This is a genomic window from Lawsonibacter celer (assembly GCF_014281125.1).
Lineage (GTDB): Bacteria > Bacillota > Clostridia > Oscillospirales > Oscillospiraceae > Lawsonibacter_B > Lawsonibacter_B celer.
On record NZ_JACOEA010000005.1, the window covers coordinates 30,107 to 55,047 of the forward strand.

The following is a 24,941-nucleotide window of genomic DNA, read 5'->3' on the forward strand; positions in this document are numbered from 1 at the left end:
AAAGCAAGGAGTGATACCATGAAAAAACAGCTTCGCACCAATCCTGTTCTCAAGGCGGTGGCGGTGATCCTGCTCCTGGTCCTGGCGGCAGGGGGCTTTTGGGCGTCCCTGTTTACCCTGTACAAGTGGGACGACATCTGGACCGGAGCGGGCTACTATGACAGCAACAATTATTATGCTAATCTCTACAACCGTCTGGGTCAAGTACAGGAGCTGGCCCGGCTGACGCAGGAAAAGGCGTGGGATGGGGGCCTGTCCTATCTGGACCAGCAGAGGCTGGAAAACCTGAAAGAGATGCTTGCCCCGGAAAAGACCAATTTTCGCTTCCAATTGCTGGACAACGCCACCGGCGAGCTGGTCTACGGCAACCTGAAGGGCTGGCCCATGGGGGAGAGTGTGTACCGGGTCCATACCGACGCGATGGGATTCACCAGAAACGGTGGGGAGCGGCGGGAAGACTATATGAGCTGGGACGGAGAACAGGAGTATTATCTGCTCCATCTGGTGCTTCCGGATGGAAGCACGAAGGTGTGTACGCCGGAGGAGACGCAGCTGGCTGCCCAATACGGCTGGTTTTTTGACGGGGGCTACTCCTGGGAGTATGATTCCAGCCGGGACAGCCGGGTGGTATCGGTGGAGTTTGCCGTGGAGTACGGGGTGACCAACCCCACCACCGTGGAGGACGAATTTACCCAGGGCGCGCAGGAATATCTGGAGTACGCCCAGTATCTGCCGGCGATTGCTCTGCTGGCCCTCGTTTTGGATGCAGCGGCGGTCCTGCTCTTTGTATTTCTCTGTCTGGGCGCCGGCCGTCGGCGGGAACGGGAGGGCGTGGTGCTCAACGGCTTTGACCGGATTCCGCTGGATGCTCTGGCGATACTGGAATTCTTTGCACTGGCTCTGCTGCTCAATGCGGGGGATTCTATGGCATGGGCGTTCAATACCATGTCCCTCACACCGGATCTGGCGGCGGGCTTAAGCGTTATTTCCCTGGGGATCGCAGGCTGTGTGGAGGCCTTCCTTCTGACGCTGGTCGTCCGAATCAAAGCGGGCACTGTGGGCTCCAACACTCTGGTTTGGATGCTGTGTAAGGTCATCTATAAGGGCTGCCGACGCATTTCCGCCTCCTGGCCCCTCACAGGGCGCATGGTGGGCTGGTTCCTGTTGTATCTGCTGGGCACGTTCCTCACCGCGCTTACCGTGTTTCTGATTCCGGTTTATCAGGGCGTGGTCCTCTGGCTGCTGTGCCGCTGGACCATCCAGTGGAAGCGGGTGCGCACAGGTACGGAGCAGATTACCGGGGGCAATCCGGAGTATAAAATTGATACCGAAAAGATGTACCGGGACCTGAAGATTCACGCCGAGCAGCTGAACAACTTGGGAAGCGCCATCTCCACCGCCGTGGACGAGCGGATGAAGAGCGAGCGGTTCAAGGCGGAGCTGATTACCAATGTCTCCCATGACCTCAAGACGCCCCTGACCTCCATCATCAACTATGTGGACCTGCTGAAAAAGGAGGAGATCTCCGATCCAAAGGCGGCAGAGTATATTGAGGTGCTGGACCGGAAAAGCCAGCGGCTGAAAAAGCTGACCGAAGACCTGGTGGAGGCCTCCAAGGCGTCCACAGGCAGCCTGAGCGTGAACCGGGAACGGCTGGGCGTGGTTCAGCTGGTGCAGCAGGCCCTGGGCGAGTTTGAGGAAAAGTTTGCCCGCAGTTGTCTGACGCCGGTGCTTACCGCTCCTGCAGAGGAGGCCTACGTGGAAGCGGACGGCCGGCACCTGTGGCGCATTATTGACAATCTGCTCTCCAACTGCAATAAATATGCGCTGGAGGGTACCAGGATTTATCTGGATGTGATAAAATGGGAAGGACAGGTGACCCTATCTGTGAAGAACATCTCCCGCCAGCAGCTGAACATTCCGGCAGAGCAGCTGATGGAACGCTTTGTGCGGGGAGAGGAATCCCGCAGTACGGAGGGCTCCGGGCTGGGCCTGTCCATTGCCCGCAGCCTGGCGGAGCTGCAGGGCGGCACCTTCCGGCTGGATGTGGACGGCGACCTGTTTAAGGCGGCCGTCTCCTTCCCGGAATCGGAGGCGCCGACGCAGATCGAAGCATGAACCTCCTCCGGGCCGGGACACGACAGGAGTGTCCCGGCCCGGAGGAACCCTTTTTTGTGTTGGGAGCGTGGAGAATGCCATGTATGACATTGTAATCATCGGCGGCGGCCCGGCGGGGCTTACCGCCGCACTATATGCCAAGCGGGCGGGGCGCTCCGCCCTGCTGCTGGAGGGCGGGGTGCTGGGTGGCCAGGCCGCCACCACTCCGGAGATTGAAAACTGGCCGGGCACACAGCGCATTTCCGGTGGCGACTTCGCCATGAATTTGTACCAGCAGTCCACGGCCCTGGGGGCGGAGATTCGCTTTGAGGCCGCCACGGGCCTGGAAAAGGTGTCGGACGGCTGGCGGGTGCGCACAGCCGCAGGCGGGTACGAGACCCGGGCGGTGATCCTGGCCAACGGGGTGCGCCGGAGAAAGCTGGGGGTGCCCGGGGAAGAGCAGCTGGCCGGCCGGGGCGTGAGCGTATGCGCCACCTGCGACGGGGGCTTTTTCAAGGGAAAAGAGGTGGCCGTGGTGGGCGGCGGCAGCGCCGCCCTGGAGGACGCCCTCTACCTGGCCTCCCTGTGTCCCAGGGTATGGCTGATCCACCGGCGGGACCGGTTCCGGGGAGAGACCCATCTGGTCCGGGCGGTGGAGTCCATCCCCAACATCATCCCGGTTATGGACACCTGGGTGGAGGAAGTGCGGGGAGCCGAGCGGGTGGAGTCCCTGCTGCTGGACGGAAAGGCGGGGGCGAGGGAGCTGACCGTGTCCGCCGTGTTTACCGCAGTGGGCCTTATCCCGGACAACGGGGCCTTCGCCCCGCCCCTGGAGCTGGACGAGCAGGGCTATGTGCGGGCGGACGAGGGCTGCCGCACCAATCTGCCCGGGGTCTTTGCTGCCGGGGATACCCGGGCAAAGCCCCTGCGGCAGCTGGTGACCGCCGCTGCGGACGGGGCCATGGCCGCCTTCCAGGCGGGGAATTTTCTGAACCTGCGGGACAGCTGAGGGCTACTCCTCGGTTCGCTGGAAGCCCTGGCAGGGGTCAGGGTCTTCCGGCGGCTGGGGCTGCCCGCCGACCTGCAGCGCGGGGAGCAGCACAAGAGAAGCGCCGAAGAGGATTGCAGCCAGAATGGCGATGGCCTGTATCTTGTTGCGCTCCAGCCAGGGACGCCACCCATCCGGCAGGGGGAGTTTATCCCCGAATTTGTCCATCACCACGTAGAGCACCACGGCAATGACCACACAGATGGCCAGCCGGGTCACGGTCTGCTGTTTATCCTGCTTCCAATCATCCATAGGACTCCGCCTCCTTTTGATCCAGTATAGTGCGCCCGCCCGCCCGGCATGCCAGGGGGACGGGCTGCAATTTATTTCCGATCCTAAGCGATTATGACCAAACGGTTAATTTTTCCCCAAGCCACTTGTCCCGCGCCGGGCGATTGGATATAATGGAGACTACCAAATGGAAACAGAGGCGTGTACATGAAGAAAAACCAGCGAAAAAAAACGCCCGATCCCCGGCCGGAGACGCCCGTCCGCCGGGAGGTGCCCCGTGTGAGTCCGGATCCAGAGGAGGGCCTGACTCAGGAGCAGGCGCATCAGCGGGAGCAGGCCGGCTGGGCCAATACTCCGGTGGAGTCGCCCACGAAGTCCGTGGGCGAGATCGTGCGCGCCAATGTATGTACCTTCTTCAACTTCATTTTCATTGTCCTGGCCTGCCTGCTGATCACGGTGGGGTCCTTTGACGACATGCTCTTCCTGCTGATCGCCGCGGCCAATACGGGCATCGGCATTATTCAGCAGCTGCGCTCCAAGGCCACCATCGACAAGCTCAATCTGCTCTCCGCCCCCAGGGCCAAGGTGGTGCGGGAGGGGAATCTGATCTCCATCCCCTCTGCCCATCTGGTGCGGGACGACGTGGCGGAGTTTACCTCCGGGGACCAGATCCCCGCGGACGCCACGGTCCTCTCCGGTTCGGCCCAGGTGAACGAGGCGCTGATTACCGGTGAGGCCGACGCCATTGAGAAGGGGGCGGGGGACACGCTGCTCTCCGGGTCCTTTGTGGTGGCGGGGAAGTGCCGGGCCCGGCTGGACAAGGTGGGGGCGGATTCCTATGCCGCCCGCCTGACCCTGGAGGCCAAGAAGAACGTCACCGCCGGCAAATCGGAGATGATGGCCTCTCTGGACAAGCTGATCCGGGTGATCGGCATTCTGCTCATCCCCGTGGGTGTGGCCCTGTTTATCAAGGAGTTTTATTTTCTGGAGCTAGGTGCGCGGCAGGCCGTGGTGTCCACGGTGGCCGCCCTGATCGGCATGATTCCGGAGGGGCTGTATCTGCTCACCAGCGTGGCCCTGGCGGTGAGCCTGGTGCGCCTGGCCCAGGGCAAGGTGCTGGCCCAGGATATGAGCTGTATTGAGACCCTGGCCCGGGTGGACGTGCTGTGCGTGGACAAGACGGGTACCATCACCGAGCCCCATATGGAGGTGAGCGAGACGGTCCTCCTGGACGAGGAGGAGTATCCGGAGGAGGCGGTCACCTCCGCCCTCAACGCCTTCTATAAGTGTATGGAGGCGGAAAACGACACCGCCCGCGCCATGAAGGAGCGCTTTCACGGCGTGTCCCCCTGGCATGCGGCCCGCACCATCCCCTTTACCTCAGCCACCAAATGGAGCGCTGCCGTGTTCCCCGGCCATGGGGCCTACGTGGTGGGCGCGCCGGAGTTTGTGATGGGCGCGCGTTACGCCGACCTGAAGGAGCTGGCGGAGCCATACTCCGCCAAGGGCTACCGGGTTCTGCTGGCCGCTGAGTACGACGGGGTCCCCGACCAGAGGGGGCTGGACCCGGCGCGGGTGCGGCCCATGGCGCTGGTCCTGCTGTCCAACCGCATCCGGGCCAACGCGCCCAAAACCTTTCACTATTTTGCCCAGCAGGGGGTGACGGTGAAGGTGATCTCCGGGGACAACCCGGTGACCGTATCCGAGGTGGCGCGCCAGGCAGGTATTGAGGGGGCGGATAAATACATCGACGCAGCCACCCTGCGCACCGATGCCGAGCTGGAGCGGGCCGCGGGAAAATACGTGGTGTTCGGCCGGGTCACCCCGGGGCAGAAGCGCAAGCTGGTGCGGGCCCTGCAGAAGCAGGGGCACACCGTTGCCATGACCGGCGACGGGGTCAACGACGTGCTGGCCCTCAAAGACGCCGACTGCGGCATCGCCATGGCCTCCGGCGCGGAAGCGGCCTGCCGGGCGGCGCAGCTAGTGCTGCTCAACTCCGACTTTGGGGCCATGCCCAAGGTGGTGGCGGAGGGGCGGCGGGTCATCAACAATATCCAGCGGGCTGCGGCGCTGTTCCTGGTGAAGAATATTTTCTCCTTCTGCCTGGCCATCATCTCCCTGTTCGCCACCTTCCCCTACCCGGTGACGCCGCTGCAGCTATCTCTGCTCAGCGCGATCACCATCGGCATCCCGTCCTTCTTCCTGGCGCTGGAGCCAAATTACAGCCTGGTCAGGGGAAAGTTCCTGGGCAACGTGTTTCGTCAGGCCCTCCCCGGCGGCATTACCGACCTGGTGATCATCCTGGGGATCGAGCTGTTTTACCTGGTGTTCGGATTTACCGAGGCCGACCTGTCCACCATGTCCGCCATTCTGCTGCTCTTTATCGGGCTGCTGGTGCTCTACCAGGTGTGCAAGCCCTTTGACTGGAAGCGCCGGGTGCTCTGGGGCACCATGGCCGGGTGCGCGTCGGTCATCGTGCTCTTTTATGGGGATCGCTTCGGGCTGACGGAGCTCACACTCCAGCCGCTGCTGATCCTTATCCTCTTCATGTGCCTGGCCCAGCCGCTGATGCATCTGGTGCTGCAGTGCTTTGAGAAAGGGGCGGCCCTCCTGCGGGCGGGCCGGCGAGTGCGTAGACGCTGAAAGCGGAGCGAAAAGGAGAGCTGGAAATGGAATTGATTCTGGTGCGCCACGGGACCACCCGGGGCAATGTGGAGCACTTTTTCGTGGGCAGGCTGGACCTGCCCCTCCTCCCCGAGGGGGAGGAGCTGGCCCGGCGGGTGGCCCCCACGCTCCCGGCGGTGGAGCATATCTACCGCAGTCCCCTGCTGCGCTGCCGTCAGACGGCGCAGCTGCTGTGGCCCGGCGTGGAGACCACGGTGGTGGAGGAGCTGCGGGAGACCGATTTCGGCCCCTACGAGGGAAGGCGGGAGGCGGAGCTGGCGGACGACCCCCTCTACCGGGCGTGGGCCGACCGACCCGGCGGCCCCAATTTTGCCGCCAGCCCCCTGGGGGAGACGGAGGAGCAGGTGGCCGTCCGGGTGACGGAGGGCCTGCGGAAGGTGTCGGAGGACGCCCGGCGCCGGGGGCTGGATCGGGCGGCTGTGGTGACCCACGGGGGTACGCTCATGGGGCTGCTCACCCAGTACGGGCGGCCCGAGCGGCCTTACGGGGCGTGGTTCTGCCCCAACTGCGGCGGATACCGGGCGGAGCTGTCCGCCGCGCCGCTTGCGCTGAACATCCTGGGGCCGGTGGGGGGAGAGCAGGCCCTGAAAAATCCATAAAAGCCGCCGAGGTCTCCGGCGGACGAAAAAACGGCCGCGTCAAGCGGCCGTTTTTTCACGTTGTTTTTCCTTCCGGCGGCTCAGGACATAGAGGCCCAGGCACACCGCCCCGCCCAGCAGGAACAGGGCAATGATGAGCACGGCACAGTGCATAAAGTACCCGTCGGGCAGCAGGAGGATGATGGGATCTGTCTCCGCACTGAAGAGCCAGTAGTCGTTGCGGAAGAACAGCTCATGGAACCACACGAACACCCTGTCCCACATGAGGGCCACCCCCAGCCCCACCCCGGCGGGGAAGAGCAGGGACACCAGTCCCGCGTATTTCAGCCAGCGCCGGGGCCGCTGGCGGCGGAGGAGCGCTGCCAGCAGCACGGAGAGAGCCGTGCCCAGAACGGCCCACCACTGGAAGGCCAGGAAGATCACCTTCACCTCCGCAAAGTGGATGAGGCCGGTGGGAGAGGAGGGCAGATCGGGGAATTCCAGCTGTTCCGCCCCGCCGATGCTGTTGTAGTCGATGAGGGCGTCGTACTGCCGGAGAATGTCCGCCTCGCTCATGCCCGTGGCCTGGGAGAGGTCGTAGGCACGCACATCCCGGACATAGAGGGGGCGGAAATGCAGGGTAACTGCCACCGCCAGGGCGAGTATGGCGGAGGCGAGCAGCAGGCCCGCCACCCAGTGGAGCAGGCGATTGGCGTGTTTCATGGCTTGGCCTCCAGGGTGCTTTTTGAGAGAATTTCCTGGTCGCAGGCGCGGCAGAGCTCCGCGCTTGTGCCCATCACATAGAAATAGACCCCCGCGTCCCACTCAGGAAAGTAGCGGGCGCAGACAATGCCGTGCATCTCCACTGGGGCGAATTCCTCCGCCACGGGGCCGAACCCGGGCGCGCCGTACTGGAGGTAGGAGAGCACGCCCCCCTCCCGGGCATTGTGGGCGCTGCCGTTGACGGTGAACTCCGCCTGGAATTTGGTCCAGCCCTCGTACCCGGCATAGGTCACGCCGGAGGCGCGCTCCGTCACGGTGAAGTCAAACACCCGCTCCTCCGGCGTCAGGCCGAAATCCCCCAGCACCAGGGTGAAGAAGTCGAAGGCGGCGATCTGGGCCGCCGCGTCCTCATCCGGGTCCCCGCCGGCCAGGGCGGCGTTGCTCCCGTCCCGGACCAGATAGGCCCCGTAGAAGCCGTTGTAATAGGGGGAGTTCGGGTCGTAAAGGCGGCTGCAGCCCCGGCTCAGGTCAAAGGCGGGGAAGTTGTAGAGAATGGTCAGCCGGGCGTCCGGCTGGCCGGTATAGGCGGCATAGGCGGCATCCGCGGTGAAGGTCATGACAAAGGGGTACCAGTCAGCCTCCGGCGTGGCCAGCCCGCCGGGGATGTGCAGGCGGATCCCCTCCTCCGCCAGCAGGCTCTGCCGCTGGTGCATCCCGCTGTACACCCCCATCACCGCCAGGGAGCGGACGAAGGGAAACAGGGGGGAGAGCAAAAAGGCGATCACGCACCCGCATACAAGGGCCAGGGCCAGCAGGCGGCGGCGCAGGCGGCTCAAAACTCAATTTCCTTCCGGGCGGTCACGCCCCGGTCGTAGGGGTGCTTTTCCTTGGAAAAGCGGGTGATATAGTCGGCCCGCGACTCCAGAGCAGGGGGCAAGTCGTGGCCGGTGAGCACCACCTCCAGGCCCGCCGGGCGGGTATCCAGGAAGCAGAGCAGCTCGTCCGCGGGCAGAAAGCCGTGGAGAGCGTCCAGCACCTCGTCCAGCACCAGCAGGCGGGCCTCCTCGGCCCGGGCCAGCCCGACCGCCCGGCGGAAGAGGGCCAGGCAGCGCGCCGCCGTCTCTGCCTTCTCCCGTTCGTCCATCTGGAAGGTGAATTTGCCGGTGGGGGAGTCCCGCAGGAGCGTGATCTCCGGAATACGCGCCGCCGCTTCCGCCTCGCCGCTCCTTCCGCCCTTGAGGAACTGGGCGACGACCACACGCCTCCCCCAACCCGCACAGCGCAGGGCCAGCCCGAAGGCCGCCGTGGTTTTTCCCTTCCCATCGCCGTAGTACAGCTGCACCAGACCTTGCGCTTCCGCCACAGGAACCGCCCCCCTTTGTCTCAGATAGCCCCAGTATAGCAAAAAGAGCGTCCGGCCGCAAGGGCGGGAAAAGCTGCGGCGCAAAGAGACGAAAAAGGACTTTTTTTCCGCTGAAGGGCATGGAAAAGGCCCGCTTTCTGTGCGCGTGCAACAAAAGGCGGGTGGGCCTCCCTTGATAAAGGAGGGTTATATTTATGGCAAACTATACGGATAACTATCAATTACACCAGTGGGAAGCGGGGGACGATTTTTTGAGGGAGGACTTTAATCAGGATTTTCAGCGGATCGACGCGGCGCTGGGGGAAAAGAGCGGTATCCTGTTCGGCACGTACACCGGGGACGGGTCGGAATGGCAGGATGTGAACCTGGGCTATTGCCCCAAGGCGGTGGCAGTCTTTCCCCAGGACCAGACCATGGTCCAGACGGACCGTGTCTCCTATCGGGGATTCGCCGGGCCGGCGGGGGGCACCCGATTCTGCGACTTTGCCAGCGTGGAGCTGACCGAAAGCGGCTTCCGGGTGTTTAGCAAATCGGTGGGCGGGACCTACGGGGGCACGATCGGCACCAATGCGCAGAGTAAGCGGTTCTTCTACTGCGCCATTTCATAAACAGGGAAAAGGGAGCCCCCTCAAACGAGGGGGCTCCCTTTCTTTGGGTTTGGGTTCCGAGAGTCGGAAACCTACTTAATCTCGTTGTTTACGTCTACGAACACGAAGTCCAGGGTCTTGTCAGCAGCAGCAACAGCCACAACATTTTTCACGCGGGAACTATCGGAGGCGGTGTTGCTCAGGACGATGGAGCCGCCCTCAACACCGGTCTTGGCAGCAGAGTCCACATAGAGGATCACGGTGTTCTCGTCTACCTTGAGGGTATCGGCATTGTTGGCAAACTTCATGTTGGTGCCATCATAGGCCACAATAGCCTGGCCGTATCCGGCCACAGTGTAGACAGTGAGGTTGGTCATGTTGTTGTTGGCGTCCACCTTGTAGGAGAAGTAAGCGCCCTTAGCCAGCGCGTCGGTATCGGCGGCGGTGTTCAGGGTGACGTTCTCCTTGCCGTTCCAGAAGGTGACCTTGGCGACAGTGACACTCTTATCGTTCAGGACCTTCTCCACATCGGCCACTACGTAACCGTACTGCAGGTCGCTGGCAGAGCCCATCTCGCTCTCCACAAAGGCCAGGGAGATGGTGGCGAAGCCGGTGGAGCTGCTGGTGTTGTAATAGGCGTTCTTCGTGGTGGCAACGCTTACCTTGGCCAGGTCGGCGCCGGTAACCACCTTATAGCCGGTAGAGGTCTTCACAAAGACCACGGCGTCGGAGGCGATGGCCTTGCCATCAATGGTGCCAGCCTTGCCGTCAGCCTTGGCATAGGCGCCGGTGGTATAGCCGTCAAAGCCGCCCACCTTGCCGTCGCCGCCAGCACTGGTAGCGATAGCGGTCAGCACATACTTGCCGTCGCCGTCCGCGTCGGAGATGGTGTACAGGGTGGCCAGAGCCAGAGAGCTAAAGTCCACGCCGGAGCCGTTATCGGCGTCGGCCTCAAGGTCAACAACCTCGAACTCGCCGGAGGAGCGCAGGATCTGAGCCTGGTTGTACAGCTGGAAGCCGCCCAGGGCCTGCTTGTTCACCAGAACCACGTAGTCCTCAACCTTGGTGGAGGAGGTAGTGGCGGTGGTGTTCATGACCACGTCGTTGATGGCCACGAAGTCATAGGAGGTGCCCAGAGTCATGGTGTTGCCGTTCACATTGTACCAGGTGCCGTTGACCTGAACCTCAGAGCCCTTGGTGGCGGTGACCTTGCCGGAAATCACGTCCAGCTTGGAGATCTCGATCAGGCCCTTGGCGCTATTGGCGGCGGCCACGACCATGACCTTGTCGCCCTTGGCAATGCCGTCATAGACGCTGACGGTCTTGTCGGTGAAGAGCTTATTGCCGGTGGCGCCGCTCAGGGTGAAGGACTTCACGCCGGCATAGGTGACCTCTTCAACCGCCACAGGCACGTAGGTGGCATAGTCGATCTTGCCATTGCCGTCCTTGTCGATGAAGGTGACCATCTCTTCCAAACCGGGGGCGGCAGCCGTGCCGGACTTGAAGGCATAGTACTTGCCGCTCAGATTCTTGGCGGCCACGTCGGTCTTGTACACAGTGCCGCCGACTTTGATCTCACCGTTGTTCTCGCCGTCCGCCACGTTCTTATAAGCGGAAGTAATAATCACAGCGCTCTTCTCAGCGAAGATGCCGAACACGGTGGTCTTGCCGTTGACGGTCTTGTAGATGACCTTGACGTTCATCTTGTACAGGGCGGTAGCGTCGAGAGCGGTGGTAAAGGTATCGCCGCCCACGGTGTAGGTAAACTGAGCCTTGTCGGCGTCATAGGAGAAGGCGGTCATCTCGCCGATCTTCTCGGTGGTGCCGTACTTGGTCTCCAGCAGGGTTTTGCCGGTGGGGACATAGGACTGGGTGATCTCGCCGGTGGCCACATTCTGGCTGTAGCGCAGCTCCACCATGTCGCTGTTCAGAGCGTTGAAGATCATCTGGGCGGCATTATCGCGGGTCAGGCCGGCGGAAGCCTTGATGTCCAGATTCTCATACAGCTTGACGGTGTTGGCCAGTACGTTGGTGTTGATCTCCCAGTTGGCGCCGGTCAGGCCGTACACCTTTGCGCCGTAGCCCAGGGTCACTAGCAGCATCTTGGCGGCCTCGGAGCCGGTCACGGTGCCGGTGGGATCAAACTTGCCGTTGCCGCGGCCGGAAATAGAGCCGACGGAGGGGCTGGCGCAGTACTCGATGAACTGCTCCGCCCAGGTGCCCTTGATGTCGGTAAAGCTGGGCACGTCCTTGACACCCAGGGTGGGAGCCTTGCCACCGTTCAAGATGATGGTGATCATCTTGGCCATCTCGGCGCGGGTCACGATCCCGGTGGGGTCGAAGTAGGAGCCGTCTTCCTTACCATTGATCACGTTCAGAGCGATCAGGGTATCTACGGCAGTCTTGTTGACGATGTTTTCCTTGTCGGAGAAGTCGTCAACGCCCACAGCACCGGCGCTGACAACCATCATGCCGATGAGCATGGCGGCGGCCAGGACCAGACTGAGAGCGCGCTTGAGGTTTCTCATTTGGATATTCCTCCTTTTAAAATTTGAGTGGGGACGCTATCTGCCTTGTTCAAATTGCCGAACAGGGGCGTATAACGCCCCTTGCACCCATCAAATTAGTTGCTGAAGGCAAATGTTTTAATTAGAAATGCGACTGTTTCTCCTTTGAAAGTTCCGGTGGTAGACATTTGGTAGACAGACTTTCTGATTTGAACAATATAAAACCCGAAAATGACTGCGTGGCAGTCACTTGCGGGTTTGGCTTGGTAGACTTTTGGTAGACATTCTCTGCTCTTGCCGGAGTTCGGAGGGGGTTGTCTGCATAAAATCCACCAGATTGGGCATCGTTTTAATATTAAGAGAAGCGGGCTGAGGAGAGAAAAGAGAGAAGAGAAGAAAATTACTTGGATTTTACATTTTCCTATGCTATAATATATACGTATTGAAGCGTGCTCATTTCGATGAGGCGTATAAATTGAATTTATCGGGGCCGCTCCCCGCGGGGCGCCTATGGATTTCTGGGGCTGGGAGGCTCGCCCCATGGACTAGGAATAGAGGGTTGCAGGTTTGACTAAATATGTGATTCACGGCGGAAAGCCGCTCTCCGGAGAAATTGAGATCAGCGGCGCCAAGAACGCCGCTGTTGCCATCATCCCCGCCGCCTTGCTGGTGGATGGCGTGTGCCGGATCGAGAACATTCCGCAGATCAGCGATGTCACCTTAATTTTGAATATTTTGCAGGAGCTGGGCGCGGATGTGCGGACAGTAAACCGCACCACGGTGGATGTGGACTGTTCCCACATCCGCAACGCCCGGGTGCCGGAGGAGCTGGCCCGGAAAATTCGGGCGTCCTATTACCTGATCGGCGCACTGCTGGGACGGTTTGGCTCGGCGGAGGTTCCGCCTCCCGGCGGCTGCGACTTCGGCGGACGGCCCATTGACCAGCACATTAAGGGCTTCGTGGCCATGGGGGCCGATGTGGACGTACACGGGGGCTACATTCACGCCAACGCCCGCGCGGGCCGGCTGCAGGGCACCCAGATCTATTTGGACATTGTATCCGTGGGCGCGACCATGAATATTATGTTGGCGGCCGTGTTGGCCGAGGGCATGACGGTCATTGAGAACGCCGCCAAGGAGCCCCACATTGTGGACCTGGCCAATTTCCTAAACTCCATGGGCGCGGAGATCATGGGCGCGGGCACGGACGTGATTAAGATCCGTGGGGTCAGCCGCCTGAGCGGCGGCGCCTACTCCATTATTCCGGACCAGATTGAGGCGGGCACCTACATGGCCGCTGTGGCCGCCGCCGGAGGTGAGGTGCTGGTCAAGAACGTGATTCCCAAGCACCTGGAATGCATCACCGCCAAGCTGCTGGAGATGGGAGTGGATGTGGAGGAGCGGGACGACGCGGTGGTGGTACGCCGCACCGGCAAGCTCACCCGCACCAATGTAAAGACCCTGCCCTACCCGGGCTTTCCCACGGACATGCAGCCCCAGATTGCCGCTATTCTCTGTTTGGCGGAGGGTACCAGCGTGCTGACGGAAGGCGTGTGGGACAACCGCTACCGCTATGTGGACGAGCTACGCCGTATGGGCGCCCAGGTCCAGGTGGACGGGAAGGTGGCTGTGATCGAAGGGGTGCAGAAGCTCACCGGGGCAAAGGTGCAGGCCTGTGACCTGCGGGCCGGCGCGGCCATGATCATTGCGGGGTTGGCCGCCCACGGAACGACGGAGATCGGAAATATCTACCATATTGAGCGAGGCTATGAGGATATTGTGCGCAAGCTCTCGGGGGCTGGAGCGGATATCCGCGTAGTAGTCGCCCCGGATGAGGACAAGCAGGTTCAGGTTGGATAAGAGAAATCGAGGGGCGGCGGCTGGATGCCGCCGCCCCTGATTTACATAAGGAGCGATCTTTTTGCTGGAGCTAGTTACCCTGGCCAGCGGCTCCAGCGGGAACTGCCTGCTGGCGTCCGACGGCCGTACCCGGCTGCTGGTGGACGCGGGCATTTCAGCCCGCCGCATCTGCCGGGGATTGAAGGAGCTGGATGTGAACCCCGCCGATCTGGCGGGGGTGCTGATCACCCACGAGCATACGGACCACATTGCCGGGCTGGCCACTTTGGCCAAGCAGTTTCGCCTGCCGGTGTATGCCAGCCGGGGCACGGGGCTGCAGCTGTGCTACCGCATCGCCTTTCTGGAGGAGCTGCTGCGCCCCTTCTCCGCCGGGGAGAGCTTCGCGGTGGACGGCCTTGCGGTGGAGAGCTTTGCCACGCCCCATGACACGGCGGAGAGCGTAGGCTACGCCGTCTCCAGCGGCGGCAGCAAGGCGGCCGTGGTCACCGACCTGGGCCGTGTGACGGAGGAGGTGGCCCGGGCTATCCGGGGGACCGACCTTCTGGTGGCAGAGGCCAACCACGACGTGGACTGGGTGCAGTCCGGGCCCTATCCCTACTTTTTAAAGGCCCGTATCTTGGGGGACCGGGGCCACCTGTCCAATGAGGCGGGGGCCCAATTGGCCCGCAGCGCGGTGGAGGGGGGCGCCCGGACCGTGGTGCTGGCCCATCTTTCCGCGGAAAACAATACCCCGGTGCGGGCCTATGATACGGTGCGCGCGGCCTTGGAATATGCGGGCGCGGCGATTGGACGGGACGTAACCCTGGAGGTGGCGCCCCGGGCGGAGACCAGCCGGCGCTTCCGGGTGGGATGAATGGAGGCGACGAGGGCTGAATATCCATATCATCTGTGTGGGAAAGCTGAAGGAGCGCTTTTACACCCAGGCCGCGGCGGAATACGCCAAGCGGCTGGGGGCGTATTGCAGGTTGACCATTACCGAGCTGCCTGAGGAGCGCCTGGGCTCCACCCCCGGCCGGGGTGAGATCGACGCCGCGCTGGAGCGGGAGGCCGGAGCGATTCTGGGAAAGGTGCCCAAGGGCGCGGCGGTCACGGCGCTGTGTGTGGAGGGCGGGCTCTGTTCCAGCGAGGAGCTCTCCGCAAAGCTGGAGGCCTGGGCCGGGAGTGGCAGGAGCACGCTGGTCTTTGTCATTGGGGGCTCCTACGGGCTGCATCCCAGTGTGAAGAGCCGGGCGGACTGGCGGCTGTCCATGTCCCCCATGACCTTTCCCCACCACCTGGCGCGGGTAATGCTTTTGGAGCAGATCTACCGGAGCTTTAAGATCCGCGAGGGCTCCAGCTACCATAAATAAGCGGTGATAAAATGGAGGAGGCAACCGATATGACGTACAAGCAAGCGTATGAGACCTGGCTGAACAGTCCCGCACTGAGCGAGGAAGAGAAGGACGAACTGCGAGCCATTGCCGGCAACGAAAAGGAGATTGAGAGCCGCTTTTTCGGCCCCCTGGAGTTCGGCACCGCCGGGCTGCGGGGCACCATGTGCGTGGGGCTGCACCAGATGAACGTGCATATCATCCGCCACGCCACCCAGGCCTTTGCCCAGGTGATCCTGGAGGAGGGCCCCATGGCCGCGGCCCGGGGTGTGGCCATCTGCTATGACTGCCGCAACAATTCCGCCCTCTTCGCCCGGGAGGCCGCCTGCGTCATGGCGGGCAACGGGATTCCGGTGCGGCTGTTTGACGCCCTGCGCCCCACGCCGGAGCTGTCCTTTGCCGTGCGGGAGTACGGCTGCATCGCCGGCATCAACGTCACCGCGAGCCACAACCCCAAGGAGTACAACGGCTATAAGGTGTACTGGGAGGACGGCGCCCAGCTGCCCCCCCGGCACGCCGATCTGGTGGCCAAAAAGATGGCAGAGCTGGACGTGTTCGGCTGCGTGAAAACCGCGGACTACGACCAGGCGCTCCAAAGGGGGCTCATTACCCTGCTGGGGCAGGAGACCGATGAAAAGTTCCTCGCCCACGTCATGGCCCAGGTCGTGGACCCCACCGCGGTGGAGAAGGTTGCGGACACCTTCCGGATGGTCTACACTCCCTTCCATGGGACCGGATATAAGCTCATCCCGGAGGCGCTTGCGCGCATGGGCATGAAGCATGTGATCTGCGTACCGGAGCAGATGGTGATTGACGGAAACTTCCCCACCGTGGTCTCACCGAACCCGGAAAACCCGGAGGGCTTTGCCCTGGCGGTGGAGCTGGCCAGGAAAGAGGGGGCGGATTTCATCCTGGGCTCCGACCCGGACGCCGATCGGGTGGGCATTATGGTGCGCGCCAAGGACGGCACGTTCCAGGCCATCTCCGGCAACCAGACCGGCGTGCTGGTGCTGGACTATCTCATCGGCGCCATGAAGCGCACCGGCCGCCTGCCCGCCAGGCCCGTGGCCCTCAAAACCATCGTCACCACGGAGATGGCCCGCAAGGTGGCCCAGGTGAACGGTCTGGACTGCTACGACACCTTTACCGGCTTTAAATTCCTGGCCGAAAAGAAGGACCAACTGGAGGAGTCCGGCCAGGGCAAGGTGATCTTTGCCTACGAGGAGTCCTATGGCTACATGTTCGGCGATTACGTCCGGGACAAGGACGCGGTTACCGCCGCCCTGATGCTCACCGAGATGGCCGCCTGGTATGCCGGGCAGGGGATGACCCTGGCCGACGCGCTGGACGCACTGTTTGAGAAGTACGGCTACTACAGCGAGCGCACCATGAACCTGGTGATGCCGGGCCTGGACGGGCTGAAGAAGATGGCCGCCCTTATGGCCGGCCTGCGGGAGCACCCGCCGGTGGAGATCGCCGGGGTGCCGGTGGCCCAGCGAAAGGACTATCAGGACGGCTCGGTCACCGACGCCCAGGGCAGGGCGCTGGCGCCCATGGAGCTCTCCGGCTCCAACGTGCTGCGCTACGAGCTCTCCGACGGCACCAGCCTGATTGTGCGCCCCTCGGGAACCGAGCCTAAGGTGAAGGTCTACATTCTCACCAATGGGGACAGCCGTGCCGCCTGCGACGAGCGGGTGGCCAAATATGCCGCCTGGGCGGAGAGTCTCAAGGGCTGAGTTGTTTTAAAAAGAGAAAAAAGCGGGCCTTTTCCGTGCCGGCGGGCATGGAAAAGGCCCGCTTTCTGTGCGCGTGCAACAAAAGGCGGGTGGGCCTCCCTTGATAAAGGAGGGTTATATTTATGGCAAACTATACGGATAACTATCAATTACATCAATGGGAACCGGGAGACGACTTTTTACGGACGGACTTCAACGAGGACTTTCAGAAAATTGACGCGGCGCTGGGGGCGCTGCGTCAGGAGACGGTTCCGCTGAAGGAGTACGTGAGCACAGAAGTGGGCACGCTGATCCGTATTCCTCTGACCGACGTGGACCTGAGCCTGTATCGGGGGCTGGAGGTCCGGCCGGCGCTGCTGTGCGGTGACGTTTCTAACGCCTCACTCTACCTGAACAACCGGGCGGCGGCGGAGAGCGTGCTGATGTTCCGGGACACGGTGAGCCACAGCAGCGCCTTGGCGTCCCTGGTCACCGTGCCCACCCTGTCCAGCGACGTGACCTATTTCAGCCGGGTGGTGCTGGACCTGACCCTGCCCACTGTATGGTGCCATTTCCGGGAGATCATGACCTATCACTACCGGGCGGGGAATACCGCATGGAGCTGCCACGGGGTCGAGGGCTGCTCCATGCACAAGACCCTGACCCCGGAGGAGATTACCGAGGTGACTATCTCCTCCGCCGGGGCCAACCTCCAGGCGGGCTCCCGGGTGGAGGTGTACGGGCTGAAATAAGAACGGAAAACAGGGGACTCCCAGCCGGGAGTCCCCTGTTTTTATGCGGTTGGGGTGGGATTAGGTAGCCTGGGTCACGCTGGAAATGGTAATGGTCTCGTTGTTGGTGGGAGCGGTCACGGTGACATAGAAGGTTACGGTGTTGGTCGCGGCAGAGGGAGTCACGGTGCCAACAACAGCCTGAGTGCTAACGGAAGAGATGGCCAGGGTAATGGCCTTGTCAGCGACCCAGGTGCCGGAAGTCTTGGTGGCGGTGATGGCGATGGTGTTTACAACGCCGGTGCCGGTGATGACCTCATAGGCGGTGGTGGTGCAGGTGACGCCATCAGGAGTGCCGGCCAGGGTCAGGGTCTTGGTCACCTGATCGGCGGTCACAACGATGGTGGCCAGGTCGGAGGTGCTGGTGGCGTTGGCCACGTAGGAGACGGTCTGGCCGACCTTCAGCTCGGCATCCTCACCCATGAAGATCTCGGCGGTGCCGTCCACAACATTCAGGCTGGTGGAGCTGGCGATGGTGATAACGCTGCCGTTGATAGCGGTGATCACACCGGAGGTGGTGCTCACGGAAGCGCCCACGGTGTTGTCATCGTTCAGCTTGTACAGGGCGTCAGAGCCGATGGTGGTCTTGCTGGTGACGGTGATCTTGCCGTCCACGGTGTAGCCGTCATAGCTATAGACGGTCACCTGGCCCTTGGCAGTGCTGGTGGTGGTAGCGACCTGAGTGGAAGCGTCCACAAAGACCACCTTGCCGGAGTCAGTGCTGGAGTCAGCGTAAGCGCGGGTCACAAAGACGAACTTGGCCACGCCGTTCTCAGCAGCCACGTAGGCGGGAGTGGCGCTGACGTCGATCGCAGCGCCGATGCTGGCGTTGCCCACCTTGGTGCTGATATTGGAGGCGACCAGAGAGCCGGTCGCGGTCTTGTCCGCCTGCTCCAGGAAGATAAAGGTAGTGGCATCGTTCAGGATGGCGGAGGTGGAGTTGTAGGCAACGGAGGTGTCCTTCACAGCGATATCGACGGTGGCGGCAGAGTTGGTGACCTCGGTCAGCTCGTACTTGCCGTTGGCGTCCACCACGTAGCTGTACAGCTTGTTGATGATGTTGCTGGCGTTTGCCTGAGATACATTGCTGCTGCTCACAGCTGCACCGCCGATCTTGGAGACGGTGAGCGTGGTGGCCACGCCGTCGGTGCCTACACCGTAGACCTCAACGCTGTTGGTCACGCCGCTCTGGAAGTCAGAGCTGGACTGGACAACGCTGTTGGCCAGGACCAGGAAGTAGTTCTTGGCGGTGGCAGCGGCACTGATGTCCTTCATGATGTTGCCCTGGCCGTCCACGTAGAAGGAGACGGTCTTGCTCAGGTTGGCAGTACCCAGAGCGGTGGAGCCCTTGTTGGAGACGATGTAATCGGTGCCGTCCACAGTGAACTTGTTGCTGTTGGTCACAGCAGTCAGGGTGCCGGATACGGACTTGGCAATCTCCAGGGACTGCACACCCAGGAGGGAGCCGCCGACGTTCTTCTTGGAATCCGTGTACAGGACTACGTCCTTTACCGCGAAGTCCTCGGTGACAAAGGTCTTGCCGTTGGTCAGGGTGACAAAGCGGGGATCGGCGTCCTTGGCGGCGGTGACCTTCTTGACCTCACCGATGTAGGTGTTGATCAGGCAGGTGGTCACGGTCTTGGCATCGTCGTTGATGTAGACATACATCACAGTGCCGGGGGCGGTGTCCGCAAAGGCGGTGGCAGTGGTCTTGCCGGGCTTGGAGCTGGCATGGCTGGAGGAGGCGGCACCGTCCACGTTGTTGGTCCAGGTGTAGTCAGCGCCGGCGGCCTTGTAGCCCACCATGCTGTACAGGTCCTTCTCAGTGATCTTGCCGTTGACCACATAGTCGGCAGTCTTGGGGGCCAGAATGTCGGCCACATCCTTGTAGGCCTTGAGGGTGCTGGCGTAGCCGGTAGCGGGGCGCAGGAACGCGTCGCTGTCGGTGGTGCTGCGGGTCAGCTTGAAGATCTTGTTGGCCAGGGAGTCGGTCTTGACCTCCTGGGTGGACTTTACGATAGAGAACGCATCGCCAGAGCCCTTGGCATTGGAAGCCACCAGATAGGCCTCGGCAAAGGTATCATAGGAGGTGCCCTTCACCGGATCCATGCTGTTGTCGGCGTCGGTGGTCACGTTGATGGTGTAAACGTCCTTGGTCTCGGTGGTCTTGCTGTAAAACAGGGCGTTGTAGGCCATCTGGCAGGCGTCGTCACGGGAGATGTTGTCGGACAGGACGATATTGTTCACATCCAGGCCGGCGGAGACCATGTCCACGGCGATGTTGGTGGACCAGTTGGGATCGTTCACATAGCCCTCGGCAACAGGGTCAAAGCCCAGGGCAACCAGCAGCATCTTGCCGAAGGCGATGCCGGTCAGCTTGCCCTCGGGGTTGAACTTGCCGTTGCCCACGCCGGCCAGAATGTCCATGCTGGCGCAGTAGCCGATATAGGAAGCCGCCCAGTGCTTGGCAGGCACGTCAGTGAAGGAAGCGCCGGTGGTGCCCAGCTTCTCGGCGTTGGCGGGACCCAGGTTCATGTAGGCGACAATCTTGGCCGCCTCAGCACGGGTCAGGGTGCCGGTAGGGTCGAAGTTGGAGCCGTTGCCCTTGCCGTTGATGACGCCCAGGGCGACCATCACGTCAACGGCCTCAGTGTTCTTGATCTCGGCAGAGTCGCCGAAATCCTTGCTCGCAGCGCTGGCGGAGATGACCATCATGCCGATGAGCATGGCGGCGGCCAGGACCAGACTGAGAGCACGCTTGAGGTTTCTCATTTGGATATTCCTCCTTTTAAAATTTGAGTGGGGACGCTATCTGCCTTGTTCAAATTGCCGAACAGGGGCGTATAACGCCCCTTGCACCCATCAAATTGGTTGCTGAAGGCAAATGTTTTAATTAGAAATACGACTGTTTCTCCTTTTAAAGTTCCGGTGGTAGACATTTGGTAGACAAACTTTCTGATTTGAACAATATAAAACCCGCAAATGACTGCAGGGCAGTCACTTGCGGGTTTGGCTTGGTAGACTTTTGGTAGACATTCTCTCTTCTTGCAGCAAAAAAGCGGAGCGCTGCACCTGCAGCGCTCCGCTTCGGGAAGGGGGGATTATCCCACAACGACGATGCGGACCTTGCCGCCGTCCTGAGGGGCCTTGTCATAATAGATGGTCAGGTTGTCGGAATAGGCCCGGGCCTGGTTCAGGGCCTCCTTAGGGGTCTCCGCGTCGGGGAACCACTTGCCGGTGGTCTTATTGTAACAGACCACATGCTCGGAAATGGGGAACACCGCGTCCGTGGTGGTCACGGTCATGGCCTCCAGATCAAAGGCGCTGCGGCGCACGCCGGAAAGGGCGGTCAGTTCCACATAACCGGCAAGCTTGGGGGAGCCATTAAAGGTGTCCAGAGAGGGGGAGATGCCGCCAAATGCGTTCTGCCGGATATTGACGCTGCCGAACACACTCATGCTCTTATTCTGCCAGCCGTCGGGAGCGGTTTTGCCGTCCGTCTCCACGGAGACAACCGTATTATAGATGGTCTCGCCGTTGAAGCTGCCAGTCTCCTCCTCTTTGGTGGTCAGGCGGCCGTACGTATACAGGTCGCCGGTGACATCGTTGAGCACCAGGATATTCACCTTTCCGGCGTAATCCTTGCTCACGTAGAGAATCTTGGAGGCGGGGACGCTGGCACAGGTAATCTGGTCACGGCTGATCTCATGGGGCTGACCGTTGCCCACCCGCTCGTAGAACTTCACATTTTCCGCCAGCTCAGCGGTGCCAAGCTTCCCGGAGGCCACATCCCAGCGGGAGGTGGAGCCGCTGCCGCTGAGTTTGGAGAGGTTGATCTGCCCAACCTTGGAGGAGGAGACGGTGACCAGCTGGCCCACCATCTTGGCAGCGGTGTCGCCGGAGTAGCCGCTCTCGCCGCTGAGCTCTGGGAGTACGTCGCTGAGGGGAGTAACCACTGCTCTGCCGCCGTCCATGGACTTTACCACGCCCACGGTGTTGGAGCGGGCGGCACTGGTGGAGACCACACCGGCCACCTGCCCGTCCCGGGTGAGCAGGAGGGTGAGCTGGCCGCCGATCTTAAAGTTCTGCAGGTCATTGGCCGCCTCGGGAAGGACATTGAATTCCGTGCCCAGAACCGTAATTTTTGTGGGCGTCTCCGTGTTGGGGTAAACATTTTCATACACACCGGTCAGGCGCAGGTCGGAGATATTGAGCACCTTGGCGGCGGAGTCATAGGTGGCCACGTCGTACTGGCGGATATCCGCCACAGTGGCGGGCACACCGTTCTTATAGATCTGGTAGCCGGTCTGGCCGGAGACCAGGGAGGAGAAGGGGTTGGTGGTGCCGTTGGGGACGGCCCGGGCCACCATGGCGCTCTCCGCGGAGGAGGTGCGGCGATAGAAGATGTAGCTGAGCTTGCCGTCCGCCGTGTAGCAGAAGGTCATGGGGGTACCCGGCTTCAGATCCTGCCAGACGGCCTCATAGGTCTTGGCCTCGCCGTCCTGATAGACCGTGGTCTCCGGCTTTACATCCAGCCGCTCGCCGCCGGAAATGTTCACATAGGTGGCCTTGGGGGTGCCGGAGACGCTGACAGCGCGGCGGGTGAGCTTTTCATCCGGCTCAAAGGCCAGCAGCTTGCCGTCTTTATCCAGAAGCACGCTGCCCTGGGCTCCCTCCAGGGATGCGTCCAGGGGGACGCGGTTGGTCTTGTACACGCCGGTGGTGGTTTTCACCGCGCCCGAGGTCCCATCCGGGGCGGTGGCGTCCACAGAGAGGAGAATGCCGCCGTCCTCCTTCTTCCCGCCCAGGCTGACCAGATAGCTGTCGCTGTTGCCTTTGGGATTGGTGAAGAGCAGATTATAGAACAAAATTGCCGCCTGGCCGCGGGTAATCGTGGAGCCGCCGCCCAGGCTCAGGCCCTCGGCCAGGCCGCTGGAGCGGGCGATGGCTACATAGCCGTCATACCAGTGGGCACCGGTGGCCACGTCAGAATTGCCGTAGCCCAGCACACGCATCAGAATGGTCACGGCCTCGCCAAAGGTGATGATCCGCTCCGGGTAAAAGTTCCCGTCGCCGGCTCCCATAATCAGCTTGGTGGCCAGCTGACCCTCCTGAGCCGTGCCGATGGTGGTGGAGGCCGCCAGGTTGATATAGCCCCTGGCCCAGTGGCTGGATTTTACATCCAGAAAGATGGTGCGGTTGCGCTGCGCGGGCTCCTCGGGGCCCTTGCCCATGATCTCAATGACCATTTTGCAGAACTCCGCCCGGGTCAGGGTCCGGCCGGGGTTGAATGCGCCGCCGCCGGTGCCGTCCACCACGTCCAGAACCCGCAGTACTTCTGCGGCCTCCGCCACCTTGGGGTCCGTGATGTCGGTAAAGGCGGACAGCTTGGCCGCCGAAGCCGGGAATACCAGCATCCCTGCCAGAGTGGCCGCGGCCAGCAGGCAGGCAATCAGTCGTTTGATTCTCATTTCACTCTCTCCTTTACTCTGCGCGCAGGGCCACCACCGGCTGGAGGCCGGAGGCCTTAATGGCGGGATACAGGCCGAAGCCGATGCCCAGGGCCACGGAAATCAGGAACGCGCCCACCGTGATGCCGGCGCTGGGCAGCAGGATCATATTAAAGGACAGCTTTCCTACGATCAGCGTACCGATATAGCCCACCAGGATACCCAGCAGTCCGCCGATGCCGCAGATCATACAGGCCTCAATCAGGAACTGGGCGATAATGCTCTTGCGCTCAGCGCCGATGGCCTTGCGGATACCGATTTCCCGGGTGCGCTCGGTCACGGTGACCAGCATAATGTTCATAATGCCGATGCCGCCCACAGCCAGGGAGATGGCGGCGATGCCGCCCAGGAAGCGCTGCTGGAGCTTGATCTGCTCGTCGCCCTGCTCCTGCCACTGGTTGGGGGTCTGCACATTGTAATAGCCGTTCTCGCCGATGAGTCCCTTGAGGAACCCGTTGAGCAGGGTGATGGCCTTGGTGGTGGAGGGGCCGTCCTTGGCCTTGGCTACGAAGGAGCTCCAGGAGGTGCTGCTGTTCAGGTAGCGGGTCATGGTGTAGGGCACCACGATATAGTTGTCCTTGCCTGTCATAAAGTTCGGGTCCTGCTCCTCGTAGACGCCGATGACCTCAAAGGGTAGATTATTGATGGTGATGGTCTGGCCGATGGGGTTTGCGTAGTTGAAAATCAGCTCCGCCATGTGCGAGCCCAGCACGCACACCTGGTTGTATTTCTGCACGTCCAGGTAGCTGATGTCACGCCCCTTGGCGATGGTGTAGTTGCTGCAAAGGGAGAACTGGTGGTTGCCCATGGCCAGCTGCGGGGTGTCCTCCCAGCGCTCCGCAGTCATGTTGCTCAGGGTCTTGGCACCATATTTGATGACAATGTCGTTCCACATCTCGATCTTGGGGGAGACGCCCAGCACGTAGTCGTCCATCTCCATGCAGTAGGCATACAGGTCGTCCGTCAGGTCCCGACCGGACCAGCTGCTGGCCTCGATGTTGATGATGTTGGTGCCCAGACTCTCGTAGTAGGCGCGCATCTGGGCGTTCTGGCCCTGGGCGTAGGAGACCAGGATGATGACCGCCGCCAGACCGATGATGACGCCCAACATGGTCAGAGCGGAGCGCCCCTTCTTGGCGGCAATGGATTTTGCCGCGATTTTAAACGCCTGATTGAGATTCACTGGAACGCCCCCTCTCTGGCGCCGTCGTAGATGATGTGCCCGTCGGACAGGCGCACCACCCGGTTCGCCGTGGCGGCAATGCCGTTGTCATGGGTGATGAGGATGATGGTGGAGCCGTCGGCGTGGAGGGAGTGCAGAATCTCCAGCACGTGAAGCCCGGTTTTGGAGTCCAGAGCGCCGGTTGGTTCGTCCGCCATGATGATAGGCGGCCGGGTGGCGATGGCCCGGGCGATGGCCACCCGCTGCTGCTGGCCGCCGGACATCTCCGTGGGCCTGTGCTTGGCCCGGTCAGCCATATTCACCCGCTCCAGGGCCTCCTCCACCTGGTCGGCCCTCCGGGAGGCGGGCACGCCCTGATAGATCAGAGGCAGCTCCACATTCTCCCAGGCGTTAAGAGCGGGGATGAGGTTATAGCCCTGAAAGATAAAGCCGATCTGCTTGTTGCGCACATGGGCCAGCTGCCGGTCGTTGAGCTCGGTCACATCTAGCCCGTCCAGGTGATAGTCCCCGTAGGTGGGAATGTCCAGGCATCCGAGAATGTTCATCAGGGTGGACTTGCCGGAGCCGGAGGCACCGATGATGGCTACAAATTCCCCCCGGTCGATGCCCACGCTCACCCCGTCCAGGGCCCGCACCTCAGCCTCCTCGCCCTCATTATAAATCTTGAAGAGGTTTTTTACGTCAATCAGCATG

Annotated in this window: 19 protein-coding genes; 10 read left to right on the plus strand and 9 right to left on the minus strand. The window is 61.8% G+C overall.

The window, feature by feature from the left end:
* The first annotated feature begins 18 nt into the window (after nucleotides 1-18).
* Nucleotides 19-2,118 (plus strand): sensor histidine kinase, encoded by a 2,100-nt coding sequence (locus H9Q75_RS09280; RefSeq protein WP_186566393.1) that lies wholly within the window; start codon nucleotides 19-21, stop codon nucleotides 2,116-2,118.
* Between the two features lie 79 nt (nucleotides 2,119-2,197).
* Entirely contained in the window at nucleotides 2,198-3,106 is a 909-nt protein-coding gene (locus H9Q75_RS09285) for an NAD(P)/FAD-dependent oxidoreductase (protein ID WP_186566395.1), read from the plus strand.
* Nucleotides 3,107-3,109: 3 nt separating this feature from the next.
* Here the strand turns inward: H9Q75_RS09285 and H9Q75_RS09290 are convergent, their stop codons facing one another.
* On the minus strand, nucleotides 3,110-3,397 hold the full coding sequence (locus H9Q75_RS09290; RefSeq protein ID WP_186566397.1) for a hypothetical protein: 288 nt from the start codon (nucleotides 3,395-3,397) through the stop codon (nucleotides 3,110-3,112).
* A 258-nt stretch (nucleotides 3,398-3,655) separates the two neighbouring features.
* Here H9Q75_RS09290 and H9Q75_RS09295 point away from each other — a divergent pair, with 258 nt between their 5' ends.
* Both H9Q75_RS09295 and H9Q75_RS09300 read left to right on the plus strand, forming a co-directional pair.
* The gene (locus H9Q75_RS09295; protein WP_341480929.1) at nucleotides 3,656-6,019 is read left to right on the plus strand and encodes a cation-translocating P-type ATPase; all 2,364 of its coding nucleotides are present in this window, start codon (nucleotides 3,656-3,658) and stop codon (nucleotides 6,017-6,019) included.
* Nucleotides 6,020-6,045: 26 nt separating this feature from the next.
* A complete protein-coding gene (locus H9Q75_RS09300) occupies nucleotides 6,046-6,660 on the plus strand; it encodes a histidine phosphatase family protein (RefSeq protein ID WP_186566401.1) in 615 nt (204 codons plus the stop codon).
* Between the two features lie 39 nt (nucleotides 6,661-6,699).
* Here the strand turns inward: H9Q75_RS09300 and H9Q75_RS09305 are convergent, their stop codons facing one another.
* The 3 genes from H9Q75_RS09305 to H9Q75_RS09315 are packed head-to-tail and all read right to left on the minus strand — an operon-like array spanning nucleotide 6,700 to nucleotide 8,725.
* On the minus strand, nucleotides 6,700-7,362 hold the full coding sequence (locus H9Q75_RS09305; RefSeq protein WP_186566403.1) for a TIGR01906 family membrane protein: 663 nt from the start codon (nucleotides 7,360-7,362) through the stop codon (nucleotides 6,700-6,702).
* Nucleotides 7,359-8,198 (minus strand): hypothetical protein, encoded by an 840-nt coding sequence (locus tag H9Q75_RS09310; RefSeq protein WP_186566405.1) that lies wholly within the window; start codon nucleotides 8,196-8,198, stop codon nucleotides 7,359-7,361. Before H9Q75_RS09310 ends, H9Q75_RS09305 begins: the two co-directional genes overlap by 4 nt.
* A complete protein-coding gene (locus H9Q75_RS09315; RefSeq protein WP_186566407.1) occupies nucleotides 8,195-8,725 on the minus strand; it encodes a cob(I)yrinic acid a,c-diamide adenosyltransferase in 531 nt (176 codons plus the stop codon). The genes H9Q75_RS09310 and H9Q75_RS09315 overlap by 4 nt, the downstream gene beginning before the upstream one ends.
* 194 nt (nucleotides 8,726-8,919) lie before the next feature.
* Between H9Q75_RS09315 and H9Q75_RS09320 the strand changes: the two genes are divergently transcribed.
* Entirely contained in the window at nucleotides 8,920-9,333 is a 414-nt protein-coding gene (locus H9Q75_RS09320; RefSeq protein ID WP_186566409.1) for a hypothetical protein, read from the plus strand.
* Between the two features lie 71 nt (nucleotides 9,334-9,404).
* Here the strand turns inward: H9Q75_RS09320 and H9Q75_RS09325 are convergent, their stop codons facing one another.
* Entirely contained in the window at nucleotides 9,405-11,840 is a 2,436-nt protein-coding gene (locus tag H9Q75_RS09325; protein ID WP_186566411.1) for an S-layer homology domain-containing protein, read from the minus strand.
* 546 nt (nucleotides 11,841-12,386) lie between these two features.
* Here H9Q75_RS09325 and H9Q75_RS09330 point away from each other — a divergent pair.
* From H9Q75_RS09330 to H9Q75_RS09350, 5 genes are all read left to right on the plus strand, one after another.
* A complete protein-coding gene (locus H9Q75_RS09330; protein ID WP_186566413.1) occupies nucleotides 12,387-13,679 on the plus strand; it encodes a UDP-N-acetylglucosamine 1-carboxyvinyltransferase in 1,293 nt (430 codons plus the stop codon).
* Nucleotides 13,680-13,740: 61 nt separating this feature from the next.
* Nucleotides 13,741-14,532, plus strand: a complete 792-nt coding sequence (locus tag H9Q75_RS09335) for an MBL fold metallo-hydrolase (protein ID WP_186566415.1) — start codon at nucleotides 13,741-13,743, stop codon at nucleotides 14,530-14,532.
* A gap of 16 nt (nucleotides 14,533-14,548) precedes the next feature.
* Nucleotides 14,549-15,028 (plus strand): 23S rRNA (pseudouridine(1915)-N(3))-methyltransferase RlmH, encoded by a 480-nt coding sequence (gene rlmH / locus H9Q75_RS09340; RefSeq protein WP_186566618.1) that lies wholly within the window; start codon nucleotides 14,549-14,551, stop codon nucleotides 15,026-15,028.
* 29 nt (nucleotides 15,029-15,057) lie between these two features.
* On the plus strand, nucleotides 15,058-16,785 hold the full coding sequence (locus H9Q75_RS09345) for a phospho-sugar mutase (RefSeq protein ID WP_186566416.1): 1,728 nt from the start codon (nucleotides 15,058-15,060) through the stop codon (nucleotides 16,783-16,785).
* A gap of 122 nt (nucleotides 16,786-16,907) precedes the next feature.
* Nucleotides 16,908-17,516: a hypothetical protein gene (locus H9Q75_RS09350; RefSeq protein WP_186566636.1), complete on the plus strand. Its 609-nt coding sequence runs from the start codon at nucleotides 16,908-16,910 to the stop codon at nucleotides 17,514-17,516.
* A 60-nt stretch (nucleotides 17,517-17,576) separates the two neighbouring features.
* Here H9Q75_RS09350 and H9Q75_RS09355 read toward each other — a convergent pair whose 3' ends face one another.
* The 4 genes from H9Q75_RS09355 to H9Q75_RS09370 form a co-directional block, all read right to left on the minus strand.
* Complete coding sequence (locus H9Q75_RS09355) at nucleotides 17,577-20,327, minus strand: S-layer homology domain-containing protein (protein WP_186566418.1); 2,751 nt, start codon at nucleotides 20,325-20,327, stop codon at nucleotides 17,577-17,579.
* 329 nt (nucleotides 20,328-20,656) lie between these two features.
* A complete protein-coding gene (locus H9Q75_RS09360; RefSeq protein WP_186566420.1) occupies nucleotides 20,657-23,026 on the minus strand; it encodes an S-layer homology domain-containing protein in 2,370 nt (789 codons plus the stop codon).
* 13 nt (nucleotides 23,027-23,039) lie between these two features.
* Nucleotides 23,040-24,248, minus strand: a complete 1,209-nt coding sequence (locus H9Q75_RS09365) for an ABC transporter permease (RefSeq protein WP_186566422.1) — start codon at nucleotides 24,246-24,248, stop codon at nucleotides 23,040-23,042.
* Complete coding sequence (locus H9Q75_RS09370) at nucleotides 24,245-24,940, minus strand: ABC transporter ATP-binding protein (RefSeq protein ID WP_279287663.1); 696 nt, start codon at nucleotides 24,938-24,940, stop codon at nucleotides 24,245-24,247. Before H9Q75_RS09370 ends, H9Q75_RS09365 begins: the two co-directional genes overlap by 4 nt.
* Nucleotide 24,941: the final 1 nt, after the last annotated feature.

Excerpts from the sequence above, each read along its gene's own strand:
- H9Q75_RS09280 (WP_186566393.1), top strand. The coding sequence starts at position 19 with ATGAAAAAACAGCTTCGCACCAATCCTGTTCTCAAGGCGGTGGCGGTG.
- H9Q75_RS09285 (WP_186566395.1), top strand. The coding sequence starts at position 2,198 with ATGTATGACATTGTAATCATCGGCGGCGGCCCGGCGGGGCTTACCGCC.
- H9Q75_RS09290 (WP_186566397.1), bottom strand. The coding sequence starts at position 3,397 with ATGGATGATTGGAAGCAGGATAAACAGCAGACCGTGACCCGGCTGGCC.
- H9Q75_RS09300 (WP_186566401.1), top strand. The coding sequence starts at position 6,046 with ATGGAATTGATTCTGGTGCGCCACGGGACCACCCGGGGCAATGTGGAG.
- H9Q75_RS09305 (WP_186566403.1), bottom strand. The coding sequence starts at position 7,362 with ATGAAACACGCCAATCGCCTGCTCCACTGGGTGGCGGGCCTGCTGCTC.
- H9Q75_RS09320 (WP_186566409.1), top strand. The coding sequence starts at position 8,920 with ATGGCAAACTATACGGATAACTATCAATTACACCAGTGGGAAGCGGGG.
- H9Q75_RS09325 (WP_186566411.1), bottom strand. The coding sequence starts at position 11,840 with ATGAGAAACCTCAAGCGCGCTCTCAGTCTGGTCCTGGCCGCCGCCATG.
- H9Q75_RS09345 (WP_186566416.1), top strand. The coding sequence starts at position 15,058 with ATGACGTACAAGCAAGCGTATGAGACCTGGCTGAACAGTCCCGCACTG.
- H9Q75_RS09350 (WP_186566636.1), top strand. The coding sequence starts at position 16,908 with ATGGCAAACTATACGGATAACTATCAATTACATCAATGGGAACCGGGA.
- H9Q75_RS09355 (WP_186566418.1), bottom strand. The coding sequence starts at position 20,327 with ATGAGAAACCTCAAGCGTGCTCTCAGTCTGGTCCTGGCCGCCGCCATG.
- H9Q75_RS09360 (WP_186566420.1), bottom strand. The coding sequence starts at position 23,026 with ATGAGAATCAAACGACTGATTGCCTGCCTGCTGGCCGCGGCCACTCTG.
- H9Q75_RS09370 (WP_279287663.1), bottom strand. The coding sequence starts at position 24,940 with ATGCTGATTGACGTAAAAAACCTCTTCAAGATTTATAATGAGGGCGAG.